The 17,828-nt window shown below is 57.8% G+C and carries 14 protein-coding genes; 6 read left to right on the top strand and 8 right to left on the bottom strand.

What is annotated here, in order from left to right:
* Positions 1-2: 2 nt before the first annotated feature.
* Together B1A87_RS00990 and pdhA are read right to left on the bottom strand one after the other, a co-directional pair.
* The gene (locus tag B1A87_RS00990) at positions 3-1,106 is read right to left on the bottom strand and encodes an alpha-ketoacid dehydrogenase subunit beta (protein ID WP_078026287.1); all 1,104 of its coding nucleotides are present in this window, start codon (positions 1,104-1,106) and stop codon (positions 3-5) included.
* Complete coding sequence (pdhA, locus tag B1A87_RS00985; RefSeq protein WP_078026288.1) at positions 1,103-2,365, bottom strand: pyruvate dehydrogenase (acetyl-transferring) E1 component subunit alpha; 1,263 nt, start codon at positions 2,363-2,365, stop codon at positions 1,103-1,105. The genes B1A87_RS00990 and pdhA overlap by 4 nt, the downstream gene beginning before the upstream one ends.
* A 159-nt stretch (positions 2,366-2,524) precedes the next feature.
* Here pdhA and B1A87_RS00980 point away from each other — a divergent pair, with 159 nt between their 5' ends.
* From B1A87_RS00980 to B1A87_RS00970, 3 genes are all read left to right on the top strand, one after another.
* Positions 2,525-2,989 carry an Lrp/AsnC family transcriptional regulator gene (locus tag B1A87_RS00980; RefSeq protein WP_078026289.1) on the top strand — a complete coding sequence of 155 codons (465 nt, stop codon included), beginning with the start codon at positions 2,525-2,527 and terminating at the stop codon, positions 2,987-2,989.
* A gap of 261 nt (positions 2,990-3,250) precedes the next feature.
* Positions 3,251-4,762, top strand: coding sequence for a polysaccharide biosynthesis tyrosine autokinase (locus B1A87_RS00975; RefSeq protein ID WP_078026290.1), 1,512 nt, complete (start codon positions 3,251-3,253; stop codon positions 4,760-4,762).
* Positions 4,763-4,966: 204 nt separating this feature from the next.
* Complete coding sequence (locus B1A87_RS00970; RefSeq protein WP_078026291.1) at positions 4,967-6,145, top strand: glycosyltransferase family 4 protein; 1,179 nt, start codon at positions 4,967-4,969, stop codon at positions 6,143-6,145.
* A 916-nt stretch (positions 6,146-7,061) separates the two neighbouring features.
* On the opposite strand, the gene B1A87_RS00965 is transcribed toward B1A87_RS00970, so the two are convergent.
* The 6 genes from B1A87_RS00965 to B1A87_RS24810 form a co-directional block, all read right to left on the bottom strand.
* Positions 7,062-7,994, bottom strand: coding sequence for a glycosyltransferase family A protein (locus B1A87_RS00965; RefSeq protein WP_139362653.1), 933 nt, complete (start codon positions 7,992-7,994; stop codon positions 7,062-7,064).
* An 8-nt stretch (positions 7,995-8,002) separates the two neighbouring features.
* Complete coding sequence (locus B1A87_RS00960) at positions 8,003-8,884, bottom strand: alpha-1,2-fucosyltransferase (protein ID WP_078026293.1); 882 nt, start codon at positions 8,882-8,884, stop codon at positions 8,003-8,005.
* Positions 8,885-9,781 (bottom strand): glycosyltransferase family 2 protein, encoded by an 897-nt coding sequence (locus tag B1A87_RS00955; protein WP_078026294.1) that lies wholly within the window; start codon positions 9,779-9,781, stop codon positions 8,885-8,887. It abuts the gene before it with no gap.
* Positions 9,781-11,481, bottom strand: coding sequence for an ABC transporter ATP-binding protein (locus tag B1A87_RS00950; RefSeq protein WP_139362654.1), 1,701 nt, complete (start codon positions 11,479-11,481; stop codon positions 9,781-9,783). The genes B1A87_RS00955 and B1A87_RS00950 overlap by 1 nt, the downstream gene beginning before the upstream one ends.
* Positions 11,478-12,746 carry a hypothetical protein gene (locus tag B1A87_RS00945; protein ID WP_139362655.1) on the bottom strand — a complete coding sequence of 423 codons (1,269 nt, stop codon included), beginning with the start codon at positions 12,744-12,746 and terminating at the stop codon, positions 11,478-11,480. Before B1A87_RS00945 ends, B1A87_RS00950 begins: the two co-directional genes overlap by 4 nt.
* Positions 12,747-13,198: 452 nt before the next feature.
* Positions 13,199-13,897, bottom strand: a complete 699-nt coding sequence (locus tag B1A87_RS24810; protein WP_395940264.1) for a WecB/TagA/CpsF family glycosyltransferase — start codon at positions 13,895-13,897, stop codon at positions 13,199-13,201.
* 398 nt (positions 13,898-14,295) lie between these two features.
* On the opposite strand from B1A87_RS24810, the gene gmd reads away from it, so the two are divergent.
* From gmd to B1A87_RS00925, 3 genes are read left to right on the top strand one after another with little or no spacing between them, the layout of a single operon-like run.
* Positions 14,296-15,324 (top strand): GDP-mannose 4,6-dehydratase, encoded by a 1,029-nt coding sequence (gene gmd / locus B1A87_RS00935; RefSeq protein ID WP_078026305.1) that lies wholly within the window; start codon positions 14,296-14,298, stop codon positions 15,322-15,324.
* The gene (locus B1A87_RS00930) at positions 15,324-16,298 is read left to right on the top strand and encodes a GDP-L-fucose synthase (RefSeq protein WP_078026298.1); all 975 of its coding nucleotides are present in this window, start codon (positions 15,324-15,326) and stop codon (positions 16,296-16,298) included. The genes gmd and B1A87_RS00930 overlap by 1 nt, the downstream gene beginning before the upstream one ends.
* Before the next feature lie 55 nt (positions 16,299-16,353).
* Positions 16,354-17,793 (top strand): sugar transferase, encoded by a 1,440-nt coding sequence (locus B1A87_RS00925; protein ID WP_144275680.1) that lies wholly within the window; start codon positions 16,354-16,356, stop codon positions 17,791-17,793.
* Positions 17,794-17,828 lie beyond the last annotated feature (35 nt).

Below are 17,828 nucleotides of genomic sequence, written 5' to 3'. Positions count from 1 at the left end.
GATCATTCTTCCCACTGGAGGTCGTCTACGGCGTCGAGGATGCGGTCCACGCCGGGCAGGTAGTAGTGCTCGAGTTTGGGCGCCGGGTACGGGACGTCGAAGCCCGTCACGCGGCGGATCGGTGCGGCCAGGTAGTGGAAGCACCGTTCCTGGACTCTGGCCACGATCTCGGAGGACACGGATGCGAACCCGTGGGCCTCGGCGATCACCACGGCGCGGCCGGTCTTGCGGACGGAGGCACAGACCGTTTCGTCGTCGAACGGCACGATCGAGCGGACGTCGATGACTTCCAGGGAGCGCCCCTCCTCGGCCGCGGCGGCGGCTGCCGCGAGAGCGGTAGGGACGGACGGACCGTAGGCAATCAGCGTCGCATCCGTGCCCGGCCGGGCGACGGCGGCACGGCCTTCGGTGGAGGTCCCGGCCGCAGTGTTCGCGGCGTGCTGGTCGCGGAGGGCTTCCAGATCCACCATGTCTTTGGACCAGTAGAGCTTCTTGGGCTCCATGAACATGACGGGGTCGTCCGAGTCGATCGCTTCACGGAGCATGCGGTACGCGTCGGCCACGGTGGCCGGGGCGAAGACCTTCAGGCCCGCAGTGTGGGCGTAGTAGGACTCGGAGGAGTCGCAGTGGTGCTCCACTCCCCCGATGCCGCCGGCGTACGGGACGCGAATGACCATGGGCAGCTTGAGGGCGCCCTTGGTGCGGTTGTGCATCTTGGCCACGTGGCTGACGATCTGCTCGAAGGCCGGGTAGGCGAAGGCGTCGAACTGCATCTCGATGACGGGGCGCATGCCGTTCATGGCCATGCCCACGGCCATGCCCACAATGCCGGACTCGGCAAGCGGGGTGTCGAAGCAGCGCTGCTCGCCGAATGTCTTGGTGAGGCCGTCGGTGATGCGGAAGACGCCGCCCAGCATGCCGACGTCCTCGCCGAAGACCAGGACGGATTTCTCGGCGTGCATGGCGTCCACCATCGCGGTGTTCAGGGCTTTGGCCATGGTGACCGGCTGCGGTCCTGCCGCTTCCGCGGTGGCCGCGGCCGAAGCGGCTGCGCGGGCGGTGGCGGAGCTGACGTTGCCGTTGACTGCGGACGTGACGGTGCTCATTTTGCGGACTCCGGGTTGGTTGAAGCGCCGGCGCTGGCCTCGCGGGCGAGTTCGTCGGCCAGCAGGGCGGACTGTTCCTTGAGTTGCGGTGTCGGCGTCGAGAAGACATATTTGAAGAGGTCCTGCGGGTCCACCGGGACGTCCTCGCTGAGGCCGTTGCGCAGCTGCGCGGCGACTGCCTCCGCCTTCTCCGCGATCCGGGACTCGCCGTCGTCGTCCAGCAGACCCTTGTCCGTGAGGTAGGTCCGCATCCGCGTCAGCGGATCCCGGGCCACCCACTGGGCCACTTCGCTGTCCTGGCGGTAGCGGGTGGCGTCGTCAGCGTTGGTGTGCGCCTGCATGCGGTAGGTGTGCGCCTCCACCAGGAGCGGGCCGGAGCCTTCGCGGGCGAGCTTGACGGCGCGGTCCAGCACTGCGAGAAGCGCGACGACGTCGTTTCCGTCCACGCGTTCGCCGGCCATGCCGTAGCCCACAGCTTTGTGGGCGAGCGACGGCGCCACGGACTGGTGGGCCAGCGGCACCGAGATGGCGTACTGGTTGTTCTGCACGAAGAAGACGACGGGCAGGTGGAAGACGGCGGCGAAGTTCAGGGCCTCGTGGAAGTCGCCTTCGCTGGTGGCGCCGTCGCCGCACATGGCCAGGACCACGGTGTCCTCGCCGCGCAGTTTGGCGGCGTGGGCAACGCCGACGGCGTGGAGCAACTGGGTGGTGAGCGGGGTGCACTGGATGCCGACCTTGTGCTTGGCGGGGTCATAGCCGCTGTGCCAGTCGCCGCGGAAGAGCGTCATGGTCTGCACCGGGTCCACGCCGCGGGTCATGACGGCCACGGAGTCCCGGTAGGTGGGGAACATCCAGTCACCCTCCGACAGGCAGAGGGCGGCCGCGACCTGGCAGGCCTCCTGGCCGTGGCTGGAGGGGTAGACGGCCATGCGGCCCTGCCGGACGAGGGCGGAGTTCTGGTCGTTGACGCGCCGGCCGACCACCAGCTGCTCGTAGGCGGCGAGCAGTTCCTGGTCGCCGGGGACCGGGTACTCGTGTCCGGGTTCGGCACCCTGTTCGGAGTGGGGCTTCAGATTGCCGTCCTGGTCCACCATCTGGATCTGGTGGCGGGCCGGCAGCATGTAGTCCTCAGCCGTGATGCCGAATTTGCGCACCGCTTCGGCGACGGGGCCGCCGCTGAGGGAGTCCTCGATGTGATCCGGCGACTGCCGGCCCTGCGCCGTCTGACCGGGCGCAGTGTGGTCCGCGGAGATCGTCATTGGTCCGTCCTTCTGTAGCCACTATTCGCTTTCAGTATGGTCCCGGACGATGTTTCGTATCCAGCCCCGCCGAAAATCGTGGAGAAGTACGGACTGTTCCCCTATTCTGAAAGACAAATCGTAACTGTGAGCTGGATTACCGACAGGGGTTGTAGACGAATGGCAGGAGCCGAGCCGGAGCAGGCTGCGGTGCCACTGGACGACGTGGACCGCAACATCATTGCGGAGCTCACGCGGGACGGCAGGATGTCCGTGACGCAGGTGGCCGAGAACGTCCACATCTCGCGGGCGCACGCCTACACGCGCATTGCTAGGCTCACCGGCGAGGGCGTGCTGACCAAGTTCACCGCGTTGGTGGACCCTATCAAGGCGGGCCTGAAGTCATCCGCCTACGTGACGCTGAAGGTGCGGCAGCATTCCTGGCGCGAGCTGCGGGAACTGTTGCGGGCGATCCCCGAAGTGCACCACATCGCCCTGGTCGGCGGGGACTTCGACGTCATCCTGCTGGTGCGCGCAGTGGATAACGTGGACCTGCGCCGGGTGATCTTCGACCAGCTGCAGTCCATGCCCGGGGTGCTGGATACGCAGACGTTTCTCGTGTTTGAGGATGTGGATACGCGGTAGAGGTGTCGTTCATTCCGAATTGAAGCTTCCGCGCAACTCAGTCGGGTGCCGCATCGTGGCCACACATATGCGCGGAAGGAAGTATCGGAAAGTTTCATGACGCTGCGCCGCTAAATCACTCGTATGACCGGCGCAGCGGCGGGCCGTAAGCCATACGCACCCTGAAACATCGTGCAGGTACAATTGGCTACATCGAACAGACATTTCCGTTCAGCTAGCGCGCCATCCGGGCGCGAGCATTCTATTCAGGGGGACTCCGGGTTGGACCTACATGACTACTTGCGCATCTTGCGCCGTAACTGGGTTGTCATCATCGCCGCAGCCCTGGCCGGACTAATGGTGGCAGGCGCAGCATCCATGCTGTCGAAACCCACTTACACGTCGGAAACGCAGTTGTTCGTGGCAATCCAGAACTCTGGCTCTGTTCAAGAGATGCAGCAGGGCAATACGTTTAGTCAAGCTCGCGTCCAGTCTTATGTGAAAACAGTAACTACTCCCGTTGTGTTGAATCCCGTCATCGAAAGCCTGGGCTTGGATACCAATGCTCAGGCGCTGGGTGCAAACGTGAAGGCCAGCACCGACCTAAACACCGTACTGATAAACATCGCGGTAAATGACACTTCTGCTGTCCAGGCATCCGCTATCGCTCAAGCTGTCGCCAGCAGCATGATCCGCGCGGTTGAGACCCTTGAAAAGCCCAAGACCGGCGGTAGCTCCCCAGTAAGCCTCTCCGTGATCACCCCCGCAACGGTGCCGACTGCACCCTCAGCCCCAAACACGAGACTAAATCTGCTGCTGGGCGCTTTTCTCGGGATCGGCTTAGGGGTCGGTTATTCGATTCTCAGGTCGACCCTGGACAGTCGCATCCGCGGCGAGGAAGACGTCCGCCTAGTAACCGACATCCCGATACTAGGGGGCATCGCTTTCGATCAGTCGGCCACCAAGAAGCCACTGCTCACGCAGGCCACAGCACAAAGTCCGCGGGCGGAATCCTTCCGGCAACTTCGAACCAACTTGCAGTTTGCGAACGTCACTGGTCAGGCGAAAACTGTTTTGGTCACATCATCGGTTCCAGGTGAAGGAAAAAGCACCACGGCAACGAACCTCGCCATTGCGTTGGCACAGGCAGGACAAACGGTTTGCCTAGTCGATGCAGACCTTCGGCGGCCAATGGTGCACGACTACCTCGGCCTAGATCGCAGCCTGGGCTTGACAACCGCGTTGGTCGGATCCTCTGACGTGAACGATCTCCTGCAGCCTTGGGGCGACGATGACCTGTACGTACTAGCATCCGGGCAGATACCGCCGAACCCAAGTGAACTGCTGGGATCCGATGAGATGAAACAGCTAATTGTTCGGCTTGAGCAGGCATTCGACGTCGTCGTTGTTGACGCGCCCCCGCTGCTCCCAGTCACAGACGCAGCGGTCCTCTCCCAGCATGTGGGCGGCGTTATCGTAGTCATCGGTGCCCAAAAACTAAAGCGTCTGGATCTCGAAAAATCCCTAAAGTCGCTTGAAATGGTTGGCTCCAACCTGCTGGGGATTGTGCTCAATCGGCTCCCCGCCAAGGGCCCCGATGCTTACTCCTACGCCTATGCCTACGATAGCCACGTAACTGACGATGGACATCCAGCACCCTCCCGTGAGGCCGCGAATCTACCCTCGCGTAAGAAGAAGGCCACCGAGGACAGCGAGTTTGCGCGCGTAATGTACGACGATTCAAGTCGTCCCCGCGCGGCAAGCCGATTGAGTCAAGTCAGCAAGCTCGACTAGCCCCTGTGGCGCTTTCCGGCCGTTGGTTTTGGAAACCTCTGTCCGCGACACGATAGCCATTAGTGTGGATGTCTTCGCTCCCCGTTGACCGTGCCCTGAGAAGGGTGCGAGCGGATTTGATCATTTTGATCAAACGCCATCGCGGGGGAGCTGCGGCAACATGGGAGACGCAACGTCCAGCCAAGTAAAGGCCTAGCTAGGATCATGAAACGAAAAATTCGAATCCAAACCCACGATCAGTCGCACGGCAAGGAAAAGATCCAGGATAAAACTGTAGTCATTTTGCAAGAATACGTGCCACAATATCGGATTCCATTTTTCCGACAACTGATCAAACTCGGATCCGAGAATGGAATTCAAATTCGTGTAGCAGCAGGCACCCCGAACGAGAAGCAGTACCTGCGCCAAGACGGTCACTCCGCTAGTTTCATACAGAAAGTTCCACAGCGCGAGTTCAGCATAGCGGGCGTTCGTTTAGTTCTGCGGCATGTCGGTCCCGCGATCCGTTCTGCGGATCTCGTCATCATGGAGCAGGCCCGCCGTAACATCGACGCATACTGGCTACTGCTGGCACCCCACGGGAATAGAAAAATATGCCTCTGGGGTCACGGCAGAGACTTCGTCGCAACACCGTCTTGGTTCAAGAAACGAGCAATGACGCACTTGACCCAGGCTGCGGATTGGTTTTTCGGCTACACAGAAGGATCCCGGGACGCCGTTGTTGCCGAAGGATACCCGGTTGAGAGAACGACCGTAGTGCGAAATTCCATAGACACGACTGACTTTCAAAATAGTATTTCCCAAATTACGCCCGCTGAGGTCGATGAGTTCAAGAGACTTCACAATCTCCATAGATCTACGGCCATCTTCATTGGAGGGCTAGATGAATCAAAGCGCCTGCCATTTTTGTTCCAGGCTTGTGGTCAGGCCCACGAACAAAACCACGATTTCAGATTGCTCGTTGCAGGCAGTGGACAGCTCAGAGACTATGTAGAGGGCATCGCAAAGGATGCCCCTTGGTTGACATACCTAGGTCCTCTATTCGGAAAAGACAAGGCACTGGCCGTGGCGTCATCCGACTTGATTTGTATGCCCGGAAGGGTTGGCCTCGTTGCAGTTGATAGCTTCGCCGCTGGTCGGCCGATCGTCACCACTGCGTGGCCTTGGCACGCTCCGGAGTTTGAGTATCTAGCCCACAATGAGACGTGTCTTATCACCGAAGACGACTCGAGTTCGTACGCCCAGGGCCTACATCGCCTGATGGAGAACCGCGTGGAGCTAGAAAGCATGCAGGAGGCCTGTAGAAATAATCGTGCAACTTACTCGATAGAGCAAATGGCATCCCGGTTCTTCGAAGGAATACAACTGGCGCTGGCATCCTGAAGGGCTTAGTGCATAGATGGTTCCCTGCAGCAGGGTGCTTCGCCGCTATAGTCTTCTGGCCGTGGGCTGTTGTCGTCCGCCCACGTCACTCTGACCTCGGGCCGGCACAACCCAGTACGCTCCGAGAACACGCATTTCAGGGGTCGCAACGACGGATTGCATATCTGTCCGTGGTGAAGCCAGACTGGTCGGAAGCTCCACCGCGTTCTCCCAGCGCAAGATTTCGCTTGTGCTTCGATACGGTCCAGACGCGAGAGAAGGTGCTATGGCGTAGACACACAGGTCCTTCTCCTTCGGCAAGTATTGCCGCAACAGACCGTTTGGGCGCTCCCATGCTCGCCACCCCTCTTCGGGTGCCGGCCATTTGGCGTCGTCCGACATCATGACGCGGACGACGCGGACATGGTGTGCTTGAGGCACCGGCGGACATCGCGGGAGTCCTTGCCATGAGGGTGTGCCGCGCTTCGCTGGCCCGGGTTCGGCGTGGCATCGAATGCGCATTACCATCACTGTAGGCAGGGCGCAGACTGGCCGTGGCCCCGCCTGGTTGCGGCCCTGTCTGGTGCGGTGGCCCTGAGGACGACAGTGCAGCGACGCCCGCGGGCTTTCGGGCACAACGACGATCAGGCTGCTAAGTTCGTTGATTGCCTTGGTCTAGCTGTCGGAGCATCCCTCGGCGCGTCACAGATAAATGCCCTGATTGCCGCACGCAGCCTTCAGACGCGCGGACGTGAGGCGGTGCCGCGCCACCGTCCGACCAGCACAAACCACGTTGAGCCGACCGCTCTTCGAACTGCCATGCCTGACGGCCTTGACCCGACGACGTCAGCCGGCACCAGACCCCCTTAGGCCCACCCGGCGGCGAACCTGCCCCTCGAGTGCATGACTTCGTGTCGGTGGAATGGTCCAAGGCGACCTACGCGTGCTCGGCTGCGTCAATTTGATAGTCGGCGTACCTGTCAAAGGACGACAATTTGAGACCGTGGCGGGTCCCTCTCGCCGAAGCAAAATGCAACTTCGCTCGACGTTGACGCCCCCAATCTTGCCGTAGGGTCGCTGCCGCGTAGTCCAATCCGCCGATGAGATATCGTCTTCCAGACCTCAAGAGCGTCCACCAGCGAGTTGCCCCCAATTCCCTGTCCACCCAAACGTAGGCCAGCGAGCTAAAATACGTTCGATCCAACGCATAGGCAAACGTGAGGCGCCCGGCGGGAACAATCTCGTCAACTTCAGCGCGAGCGCTCCATCTAACCACACCGCCGGCTTCCATCCAGCGTCGCAACAGGTGAGTGTCCTGACCCCCAGAAGTGTTGAATCTCAATGAATACCGCCACCGGTTGACCAGATCAATGGGGTATAAGATATTACCGTCGCCAGTGGGTTTCGTCAGCGGGGTTGCGTCTGCAAACGTGGGGCGCATCCAGAAGGAACCGTCCTCACACCAATTAGGTAAATCTGATTCGAACTTGGGAATTACCGGACCGGCAACGATATCCCGAGGAAACGCTGAGTGCATGGCCCATATCGAGCTCAGCCATTCATCCCGGGGAGTCTCGTCGTCATCGATGAATATGATCGGAGAACCCAGAGACTTGGCGTATTCCAATGCCGCATTTCGGGCGACAACCAATCCCTGAGGCTGAGCTGAAACATATTCAGTGATCAGCGGGCTACTTCTCCGGGCGAATTCCTCAACAACCGGCCTCGCCGACAGCGCTTCATCATTGTCGACAACGATCAACTGCAACCTTAGATCTAGATTTCGTTGCGCCTGGTCAAGGAGTTGTTCGAGCAACGAGTTCAACAGCAACGGTCGCCTGTATGTACAGACCGCGATAACGCATCGCATATCCACGCCTAAACCCGGCTCCGTGCGTCCAAGGTAATCCAATCTGGTTGGAGCAGGTCCGACGCGCTTTCGCCACTAGTCATCCATGGTCTCGGAGCAATGATTGTATTGGAACTCCGACGGGACATGAGCCAAGCCGCCCACCAGCTAAATGACGAGTTACTCATTACCATGCCGTCCCCCAAGGACATCGCCTTGATTGTGTTCGGGCCAGATAATTCCGCATTCCGTTTGAAAAACTCAATGTTTGGTAGGTGGCCCAGGTCGCCCTGGGCCACTTCGGGCTCATCGGAGAACGCACGAGCTTTGTAGCCCGAAGAAATCCTCTCAATCAGGTCCAACCCTCTTTCGAAGTAGGCTCCCGACGTAACGCCGTGAACAGACTGCGTATGGGCGGTAGTGTAGTCCCCGCGACGAACATGCAGAGTAATGCGGCGGTCTCTTTCCAAGGAACTCAAGATTGATTTTTCGTCAGTCGTCTCAGGGCTGTTCAAGAGTAATTCAGCGATGCGACTTTCTATATTCCGAAAATAGCTGCCCGATTGAAAGTATCCAAAAATAGTGGTTCCAGGAGTGATCTCGTTGATTTCAGGCGAATATCCAAAAGCTGACTCACGGTACGTCTTGAGCTTGCGAGATCGCCTGGCGACCCCAAACCTCCGTGATCGGCGTCCCAAATCAATCCACGGCGATTCTCGAGAAATGACCGTTCCTGGCAGATTTAGCGACCCGAGTTCAAAGGATCTAAGGTCTCCATTTAAGTATTTTGACGTATCGATATATAACGGGCAGTCTAGTCTTTCCGCCTGCTCCCATGCTGCAGCGAGGACAAATAGCTGATTGCCGAGGCCGCCAGTCAGGTAGGCGCAGACGCCATCATCGATGTTCATTCATACCCTCTTCTTAGCGATATCAGACAGACCAGCAAGGCCAGCTACGCTACATTCCAACCACAATTTGTCATGGGAACGAGAAAGCACAAATCGTAGAAGATAGGTGAGGGACTCAGTGAGCGTTCCATATACGACCATAGATCGACGAACTCGCCCCAGCTTATCTTCAGCAAGACTCCACCGATGAGCAACAGCCATTCTTACCAATAGCGGCCTCTTGTGGCGGTTGACGGGTGACTGATGGTGATGGAGGCGCGCGGAGTGTACGTGTCGCAGAGTCCCTCGGGTCAGTGCCCGCAATCCGAAATCAGCATCCTCACCTATGGCATATCCCGTTCGTCCTTCGTCGAACTTCAGTCCAGCGATCGACTTCCTTCGGAAAGACATGGAACATCCCGGAAGCCATTCGACGTCAACATCGAATGGTGTTTCGTGAGCGCCGATATTGAAGCCAGTGGGCAAGACCCTGCCGGGAATTACGCTGTCGCGGCCTCCGAGCCTGGCAAAAAGCCTCGCCTTTTTCCGGTTCCCGCCTTTAATTAGCCCCCCGGCGCCGACCAACCTCGCGTCTTCTTCGAATGCCTTCACGATTTGCAGAAAATAGTCCGGCTCCATCTCCACGTCGTCGTCAATGAAATGAACAACCTGAATCTCGTCGCTCAGGGTACCTAGTGCAATATTCCGCTGAAGAGTAAGTCCAGGCAGAGTGTGAACGTACTCCAAGGAAGAAATCATCCCAGCATATTCCGCAGCGAGTTCTTCCGTCTCTTTTCCATCGCTGCTATCCACGATCAATACACTGAAGGGCATTTTCTCCTGGAGGAGAAGAGAGTCCAGGCATCTCTTCATATCGGAAGGCCTATTTCGTGTGCAGATTACAAGAGCGTCTTTCATCAACCTAACTCCATATTCTCATGATTGTGCCGAATGCTTCCGGCGGCAAGGTCTATTCGTCGATCCACAAAATCCAAGGCAGCGTGACGGTGAGTGACTACCACCACTGTCATTGGCCAAGGAATGTCCTGTACGGCCAGAAGGAGTGCAAGTTCTGTTTCCATGTCGAGCGCACTGGTTGCTTCGTCTAGGACGAGAAGAGAAGGGCGTCTATACAATGCACGGGCCAATCCAACTCGCTGACGCTGCCCACCAGACAGCCCGACTGATTTCGAATCGATGTGGGATTCTGCGCCATGAGGCAATTGGCCGACAAATCCATCTAGCTGAGCCATTTCCACGACGCGCGCCAACAGCTCGGGATCGGCCTGTCGATCCCAGTAAATGTTCTCGGCCAAAGTCCCACGTCGTATCGGTACGTCCTGCGGAACTATTCCTATAGACCTACGAAAAACACTCCACTGATCATCATTCAAAGCTTCACCGTCAATGAGCACGGTTCCCTCTGATGGCGGAAACAATCCCAAGAGTATGTCGAGAAGAGTAGTCTTCCCGGAGCCGCTGGGTCCGAGAATGGCTACACGTTCGCCCGGGGCTATCTCGAGGTCAACGCTGCACAGAGCAGCCGAGGACCGGCCCGGGAAATGTTGCGATACGCCGCGGAGAGAAAACCCTGGAGGTGCGGCTCCAAGGCTTGACTCTCGGAAGCCCACCGACTTTGCAGCCGGCTCACGAACGTCGCGATCGGCCAGAGCAGCCATTCTTGTGTTCCACTTTTCGACCCACGTCACCTGGCCCAGGGCCGTGTTCAACTGGTTCTGAACAGCCTGAACTCGCGGAATGATTCTGTAGAACAGAGCCACGAACACCAGTCCCAGCGTAATATCCCCCTGAACGAGGAGTGCTAGGCCAACAACGACAGCCAGGAAAACAGCTGCAACAGTATCCACCATCGTTCGCGTGGCTGCAGGAAGCATAATCTGCCTGCGTCTCAGCCGACCCAGCAAATCGGCATTCTCCTGCGACCGCGATAGCCACTCACCATCACTGCCAGACTCCCGCAGGAACTTCACGTCGCCAAGCGAGGATGACACCTCTTCGGCAATCTCGGTCGTAGTAGCTGAAAGATTTCGCTCATTCTGGCGAACGTGTTTCAGCCGCCAACGAAAAATCAATGCGGAAGCAAGTATGAAGAGAAGCGCTAGTCCCAAAAGACTAGGGGTGAGCACGGCGGAGGCTGCAAATAGAATCAGCACCACGACAAGAGTTCCGGCCCCTGACAGAAGGGCATAGGTGCCGTTCGAAAGCTGCGTGGCCTCAGACATGACAGCTGCCGTAATTTCACCTTGGCCCAGCTTGCCGACTTCTGGCCAGGGGCCCTTCACCAGTCTCTCCATCAACTCACGTCTAGCCCTAGCTTCGACAACTGTCGTAACCCTGCTGATCAGTGAATCGCCAAGATACTTCAACATCGTGGAAAGCACGAGAAATAGAGTCAGCGTCGCAAGGACCGGAAGTATCGATAACATCGTTGGTTCGTCTTGATTTAGCAATGGGAGGATACTCGCCAATCCGAGCGCTTCAGCGACGCCGCTTAGCGCCAGAACGGCGATCGACCCGAAAGCCGCCAAGCCGGTGGGGCGCAGAAGAGAAGTGTACTGGCGGAACGCGCTAAGGGGCTTACTTTTATGCTTCTTCACGATTCTCTCTGTTCTCGTCGGGCAAGTACGGCCATTGCTATAACGAACCAAAGAAACGATACGGTTGCCGAATTGCGAGCTGCCTCAATCTTTATTTCATCCGTCAGCACAAATGCCAAGACTGCGGCGGCACTAAGAGATGCGGAGCTTCGGGTCACCACGCCCCTGGTCAACTTGCCGAGTTCAAGACAGACGAATACTACAAAAAAAGCAAGTCCGACCCATCCACCCGACCAAAGCAACCATAAGTACAAACTGTGCGGATACGTGCCAATGCTCTCGTAAGGGTACTCGAACCCGTTCCCGGCCGGACCTAGTCGAACAAATTCGGGCAGCTGAGTGAAGTAGTCCCAAACCCCCGCACGATTCAGAGTTGAGTCGACACTCCCGCCAAGTTGCGTCGACATCAGTCGCTCGAACAGAGGGGTAGCCGCAAGTGCTCCTATTGAGGCGGCAATAGCAACAGCAGCGGCGACGGAGATTCTAAAGATCCTGCCGGCAGATTCGCGAAACAATAGTGCAGACATTCCGACTAAAAGTGGTGTAATCACACACAATATGACTATTGGGCCCCTCGACTCCGTGGCGATTAGTACAAGAGAGCTCGGTACCAACAGTATTCCGGCAAGCATTTGCCAGCGTCGACTCGGGTCGAAAAACGCCGCCGTGATCGCAATCAGGATCAAAGCGCCGTAATACTCCGCCAGTAATTCATAGTCACCTACCGAGCCCAGGAACCGGCCAGCATTGAAAGGGCCAACATTCATGGCCTTTCCCGAACCCAGGAGTAAGAGGTCGTAGGCCACCGTGACTAGCCCCGCCACCAAGACTGTTCGGCGAACCAATGTGAAGGACGGAAGACCCGACGGAGCCGTGCGGCTCACAAATAGGGTCAGAATGGCTCCGTTGAGCCAAGGTAGAAGCACCATCAGCGGTTGAGCATTTGCCAATGTGGAGATGAAGGCAAGGCCCGCAAATCCGATCAATGCAAATTGAGAAGTGCTCAGCTTAGCCCTGGTCCGGAAATAGTCGGTCGTCTGAACTTGGGAGCTACCATTGAACTTGACGGCGAGTGCTGCGGCCAGCACTGCAACTAATGACCCTACTACCGCCAAATCGATCTCACCAAAGAACCGGGGCTTAACCACCAGCAAGCATGCGTTAACGAAAAACAGCAATAGGAACCGTGCCTGGCTGTTCATCGTGAATAACACAACTAGGCCAAGCAACCCGACCGATAATCCGGCCGCCATGACTAGTGGCATTCGACCTGACGCTATTAACAGCGCTAGGAGGAGAACGCCAATCCCGGCGCATGTTCGCCCACGAAGGCTTCCCGAGTTGAACACAGCGCGCCCGGCGGGCTGAGGGATCGCGCTTAGTCCCTCAGCCCTACGTTTCCTTGACCAGTAGCGATGCATGCGGCCATCTGGTCGCGTGTCGACGGGCTTCCTGTCGTCAGCTTCGTCGAGGATTTTAGAAAGAATACGTTTGGGAGCCATCACGACTTAGGACACCCCGCGAACTGATGCGTTCGAGCCAATTCGCGTCGTTGACAACGCAAATAGTTGCCTTGCCAGAATCATCCTAAATGGGTCCAAGCTCTGATACTTCCACAATAATTTGAAAATGTGATACCCGCCGGCGCCCATCTAATTCTCTTTCATAACTAAAAGTAAACCAAGGATTGGATGTGGCAGTTGCTGACAGCACCTGTTCAGCGTGGCCCTGGGCGCCAACCGTTATCGGAAATGTCGCCCAATGCGACACGTATGAACTTGCAGTTCCCTATGAGGTAGCGCCGCCATAAGCGTCGCGGTTGAACGCATAGCCGAAAAAGCCACTCACACCCGATATTTCGGATCCACAATGGAGCCTCTTTCACCGTTCCGGAGGCAAAGTCAAAGGCCGCTCCGATTGCCACGGATGTGATTCCGAGGGTGCTGACCAGACGTTGGGCTTCCCAATCCTGTTTTGGAGTTCCAAGTCCTACCCAAATTATGTCCGGCTTCGTGGCTCGGATCCTCCGGTCCTGCTCCGCCAACTCGGAATCGCTCAGTGGCCTAAATGCTGGGCTCTCAGTCCCGACTATTTCGCAGCCAGGGTAGCTTGCGTTGAGAGCGTTTGAAAGCCGAACTAATACCTCGGGCGATGACCCCAGGAGAAAGTGCCGCAGTTCGTATTGGCGTCCGACATCAAAGACGTCCAGAAATAATTGGGGACCTCGCACTTGGTGGAGTCTCGGAGTCTGTCGCCTCAAGCGGGACAGGAGTGCTATTGGCTTGCCATCTGGAAGATTGATACTTCCTGCGGTGAGGAGTTGTGCATAGGCAGGGTCCGCAGCTGCAAGTGAAACCGTGTAGGCATTTACCAAGTGCACGTGGCTGGCGGCTGCTCCACGGCGCGACTTGGCCATTTGACAAACGCCGTGTGCCGCGTCCATTCGCGTGGCCGACGCGATGGACAAAGGACCGAAAACTTGAGAAACACCCGGCCACAGCGCAGCAGCCCCCGTTGAGATCGGCGTCATTTACCCAGGATCCTTATTTCTTCAGCGAGCACCTTTCGGCGCGCGCACCCCCGAACCAAGCCGTGCAACATGTTGTCATTCCCCAATGCACCGGCTTCGTTGACTGGACTCTAGGCCAGATGCCGACAAGAATACCTGCCGTCGAGGGGTGGAGACGAATGATGCGCCCGTCGAGGACTCATTGGGCAATCGGGCGGCGTCTGGCTAAAATGTCAGCTTAGAGGGCCACGCGCGACTGACGCTGCCCGCTCGTGCCGATCACCTTTACGACCTTGGGGGAAACTATGACCAAACGCGCGCTCATCACAGGAATCACTGGGCAGGACGGGTCATATTTGGCCGAACTGTTGCTGAGCAAGGGCTACGAGGTGCATGGGCTGATCCGCCGGGCATCTACTTTCAACACCGCCCGCGTCGACCACTTGTATGTGGATCCCCACGACCCCAAGGCAAAGCTTTTTCTTCATTATGGCGACCTAAGTGATGGCGCAAGGCTCGTCACCCTGCTGGCCGAAATCCGGCCTGACGAAGTCTACAATCTCGCTGCGCAATCACACGTTCGGGTCTCATTCGACGAACCTGAGCACACGGCCGACACCACTGGGGTGGGGACAATTCGCCTTCTCGAGGCGGTCCGCATGTCAGGGATTGAAACAAAGTTCTACCAGGCTTCGTCTTCTGAAATGTTTGGAGCGACACCACCCCCACAGAACGAAGACACCCCGTTTTACCCGCGCTCCCCCTATGGTGCCGCCAAGGTTTACAGCTACTGGATAACCAAGAACTACCGCGAGGCCTACGGGATGTTCGCTGTTAACGGAATTCTCTTCAACCACGAATCCCCTCGTCGAGGTGAAACGTTCGTCACGCGCAAGATCACCCGTGCAGTGGCCGCCATCAAGGCCGGCAAACAGGACCTGTTGTACATGGGCAATCTCGATGCAGTACGCGACTGGGGCTATGCGGCCGAGTACGTCGAGGGCATGTGGCGCATGCTCCAAGCCGATGAGCCTGACGACTTCGTCTTGGCGACCGGCGGAAATTACACGGTTCGAGACTTTCTCCAGATCTCCTTTGAACACGCTGGATTGAACTGGGAAGACCACGTTCGCTTCGACGAGCGCTACCTCCGCCCCACTGAAGTCGATGCGCTGGTTGGCGATGCTTCCAAGGCGCAGGAGAAACTCGGTTGGAAGGCCTCAGTTCATACTCCAGAGCTAGCACGCATCATGGTGGACGCGGACATTGAGGCCTTGAAACATGCCGGCAACCACTGGATTGACTCAGTTAACCTTGACAGCTGGAAGAACTGATGGTTGCAGACTTGGACTTCGTGCCAGCACCACTTGACCGTTCCGCGACCTTCTACGTCGCCGGCCATCGTGGTTTGGTTGGCTCAGCTATCTGGCGGAAACTTCAGAGTGAGGGTTTCACGAACCTCGAGGGACGAACCTCGACGGAACTCGACCTGAAGAACCGCGACGACGTTTTCGCATTCTTTTCCGAGATCAGGCCAGAATACGTCGTCCTTGCTGCAGCAAAGGTGGGTGGCATTCTCGCAAATAACACTTACCCAGTCGATTTCCTCAGCGACAATCTCCGTATCCAGGTAAATGTTCTTGACGCCGCCCGGGAGCATGGGGTGAAACGGCTACTGTTCCTCGGCTCTTCGTGTATTTATCCCAAATTTGCTGATCAGCCGATCCGTGAAGAATCACTGCTCACCGGCCATCTTGAGCCAACCAATGACGCCTACGCGATAGCCAAAATTGCCGGAATCATGCATATACAGGCGATCCGCAGGCAGTACGGCCTGCCCTGGATTTCTGCGATGCCGACAAATCTTTATGGTCCCGGCGACAACTTTTCGCCTACCGGGTCGCACGTCCTTCCAGCTCTGATCAGGCGATATGACGAAGCGGCAAGGTCGGGAGTTGAGACCGTATCAAACTGGGGAACCGGATCGCCGAGGCGAGAGTTCCTTCACGTTGAAGATATGGCTTCGGCTTGCCTTCACTTGTTGGAGAACTACGATGGGCCGTCGCAGGTCAACGTAGGCACTGGCACGGACGTCACGATCAAAGACATCGCGAAAATAGTTGCAGAAGCTGTCGGATATAGCGGCGACATTGAGTGGGACACGACCAAACCCGACGGAACTCCCCGGAAGCTGCTTGACGTGACTAAACTTACGGAAGCCGGCTGGTCGGCCTCAATCGGACTCCAAGAAGGCATCCGCACAACAGTTGAGTGGTACCGGGAAAACCTCGCATCCCTGCGGGTTTAGTCGACGGTGTCCATCGCGCCGCAGTTGGGCGAGTTTGCTTTGAAGTGGGGGAAATATGCCTGCGGGCACTGACTGGCGTAGACGATCTTCGCGCCTCCTGGGGGTGGTTGATGCATTTGTCGTCATTTGGGCTGTTGTGGGGGCCTTTATTATCCGGTTCGGCTTTGAGCCGGATTTTGTGGTCGCCGGTCAGGAATTCACTTACGCCTGGCTTTCCGTTGCATTGGCCGTAGTTTGGTGGCTGATGCTCGGAGCATGGAATAGCAGGCAAAGCCGCGTTCTCGGCGCTGGTCCAGACGAATACAAGCGTGTCGCCGCCGCATCGCTGTGGTTGTTCGGGTTGGTAGCAATTGTTTCCTATGTTCTCCGGGTGGACACTGCCCGCGGATACGTCGGAGTTGCGCTTCCCGTTGGCCTGTTCGGGCTGCTCATGGGACGCTGGCTGCTAAGGCAGCATCTCAACGTTAACCGTCAGCGTGGGCACAGCATGTCGCGGCTGCTCCTCCTCGGAGGCCCGAGTGCTGTCGCGCATCTTGCGGCTTCCCTCCACAGAGCCAAGCACGCCGGGTACCTCCCCATAGCTGCGTACATGCCGGGGGCAACCAACGACGGGCCGGCCTTCGAGGTGGAGTCTGGACTTCCGGTGTTGGGCTATCGGCCAGAAGCCCAGTCAATAATTGAGGCCATCGAGGCCTGCGGAGCGGACGCTGTTGCTGTTTCTGCGGGCGTCCAACTGCACCCGCAGACGTTGAGGCATCTGGGGTGGGAGCTGGCGTCGCGCAACGTGGGACTAATAATGGCGCCGGCTCTCACTGACATCGCAGGTCCACGGATTCACACGCAACAGGTTGCCGGCCTCCCTCTGATCCACGTAACAACACCAACCTTGGAAGGCGGGCAGCGCGTTGCCAAGCGTTTGTTCGATGTCATTGTCGCGGGTGCTTTGATCCTTCTGACCACGCCCGTCATGGTGGTCGTCGCCCTTTTGGTCAAAGCGGATAGCCGGGGACCGGTCCTGTTTAGACAAGTGCGCGTCGGAATTGAAGGAACGCACTTCAGCATGCTCAAGTTCCGCTCAATGGTGGCCCAGGCAGAAGACCAGCTCGCCGAACTGTCACACCGCAATGAGGGCAACGGCATCCTATTCAAGATTAAGAAAGACCCAAGAATCACCCGTGTAGGGGGGGTCCTTCGCAGATACAGCCTTGACGAGCTTCCGCAGCTATTCAACATCCTCGCGGGTTCCATGAGCCTTGTCGGACCGCGACCACCGCTGCCGCGTGAAGTCGAAGCGTACGAGCAAGATGTACGCCGCAGACTGTTGGTGAAGCCCGGCCTCACCGGTCTTTGGCAGGTCAGCGGCCGCTCTAATCTTTCTTGGCAGGATTCCGTTCGCCTTGATCTCTACTACGTGGAGAACTGGTCTTTGGCCGGCGATCTGATCATCATCTTGCGGACCGTCCGCACTGTACTTCACAGCACCGGCGCCTACTAGAACGTCGCCTACCGGACGACGCCCCCTTGGGGAAG

It is taken from the genome of Arthrobacter sp. KBS0703 (genome assembly GCF_002008315.2).
GTDB lineage: Bacteria > Actinomycetota > Actinomycetes > Actinomycetales > Micrococcaceae > Arthrobacter.
This window is presented reverse-complemented; position numbering and strand designations above follow the sequence as displayed.

What these genes read in the sequence shown, in the direction of transcription:
- B1A87_RS24810 (WP_395940264.1), bottom strand. Translation starts at nt 13,897, where the DNA reads ATGGCCAAGTCGCGCCGTGGAGCAGCCGCCAGCCACGTGCACTTGGTA.
- gmd (WP_078026305.1), top strand. Translation starts at nt 14,296, where the DNA reads ATGACCAAACGCGCGCTCATCACAGGAATCACTGGGCAGGACGGGTCA.
- B1A87_RS00930 (WP_078026298.1), top strand. Translation starts at nt 15,324, where the DNA reads ATGGTTGCAGACTTGGACTTCGTGCCAGCACCACTTGACCGTTCCGCG.
- B1A87_RS00990 (WP_078026287.1), bottom strand. Translation starts at nt 1,106, where the DNA reads ATGAGCACCGTCACGTCCGCAGTCAACGGCAACGTCAGCTCCGCCACC.
- B1A87_RS00980 (WP_078026289.1), top strand. Translation starts at nt 2,525, where the DNA reads ATGGCAGGAGCCGAGCCGGAGCAGGCTGCGGTGCCACTGGACGACGTG.
- B1A87_RS00955 (WP_078026294.1), bottom strand. Translation starts at nt 9,781, where the DNA reads ATGAAAGACGCTCTTGTAATCTGCACACGAAATAGGCCTTCCGATATG.
- B1A87_RS00925 (WP_144275680.1), top strand. Translation starts at nt 16,354, where the DNA reads ATGCCTGCGGGCACTGACTGGCGTAGACGATCTTCGCGCCTCCTGGGG.
- B1A87_RS00965 (WP_139362653.1), bottom strand. Translation starts at nt 7,994, where the DNA reads ATGCGATGCGTTATCGCGGTCTGTACATACAGGCGACCGTTGCTGTTG.
- pdhA (WP_078026288.1), bottom strand. Translation starts at nt 2,365, where the DNA reads ATGACGATCTCCGCGGACCACACTGCGCCCGGTCAGACGGCGCAGGGC.
- B1A87_RS00970 (WP_078026291.1), top strand. Translation starts at nt 4,967, where the DNA reads ATGAAACGAAAAATTCGAATCCAAACCCACGATCAGTCGCACGGCAAG.
- B1A87_RS00960 (WP_078026293.1), bottom strand. Translation starts at nt 8,884, where the DNA reads ATGAACATCGATGATGGCGTCTGCGCCTACCTGACTGGCGGCCTCGGC.
- B1A87_RS00945 (WP_139362655.1), bottom strand. Translation starts at nt 12,746, where the DNA reads ATGCCACTAGTCATGGCGGCCGGATTATCGGTCGGGTTGCTTGGCCTA.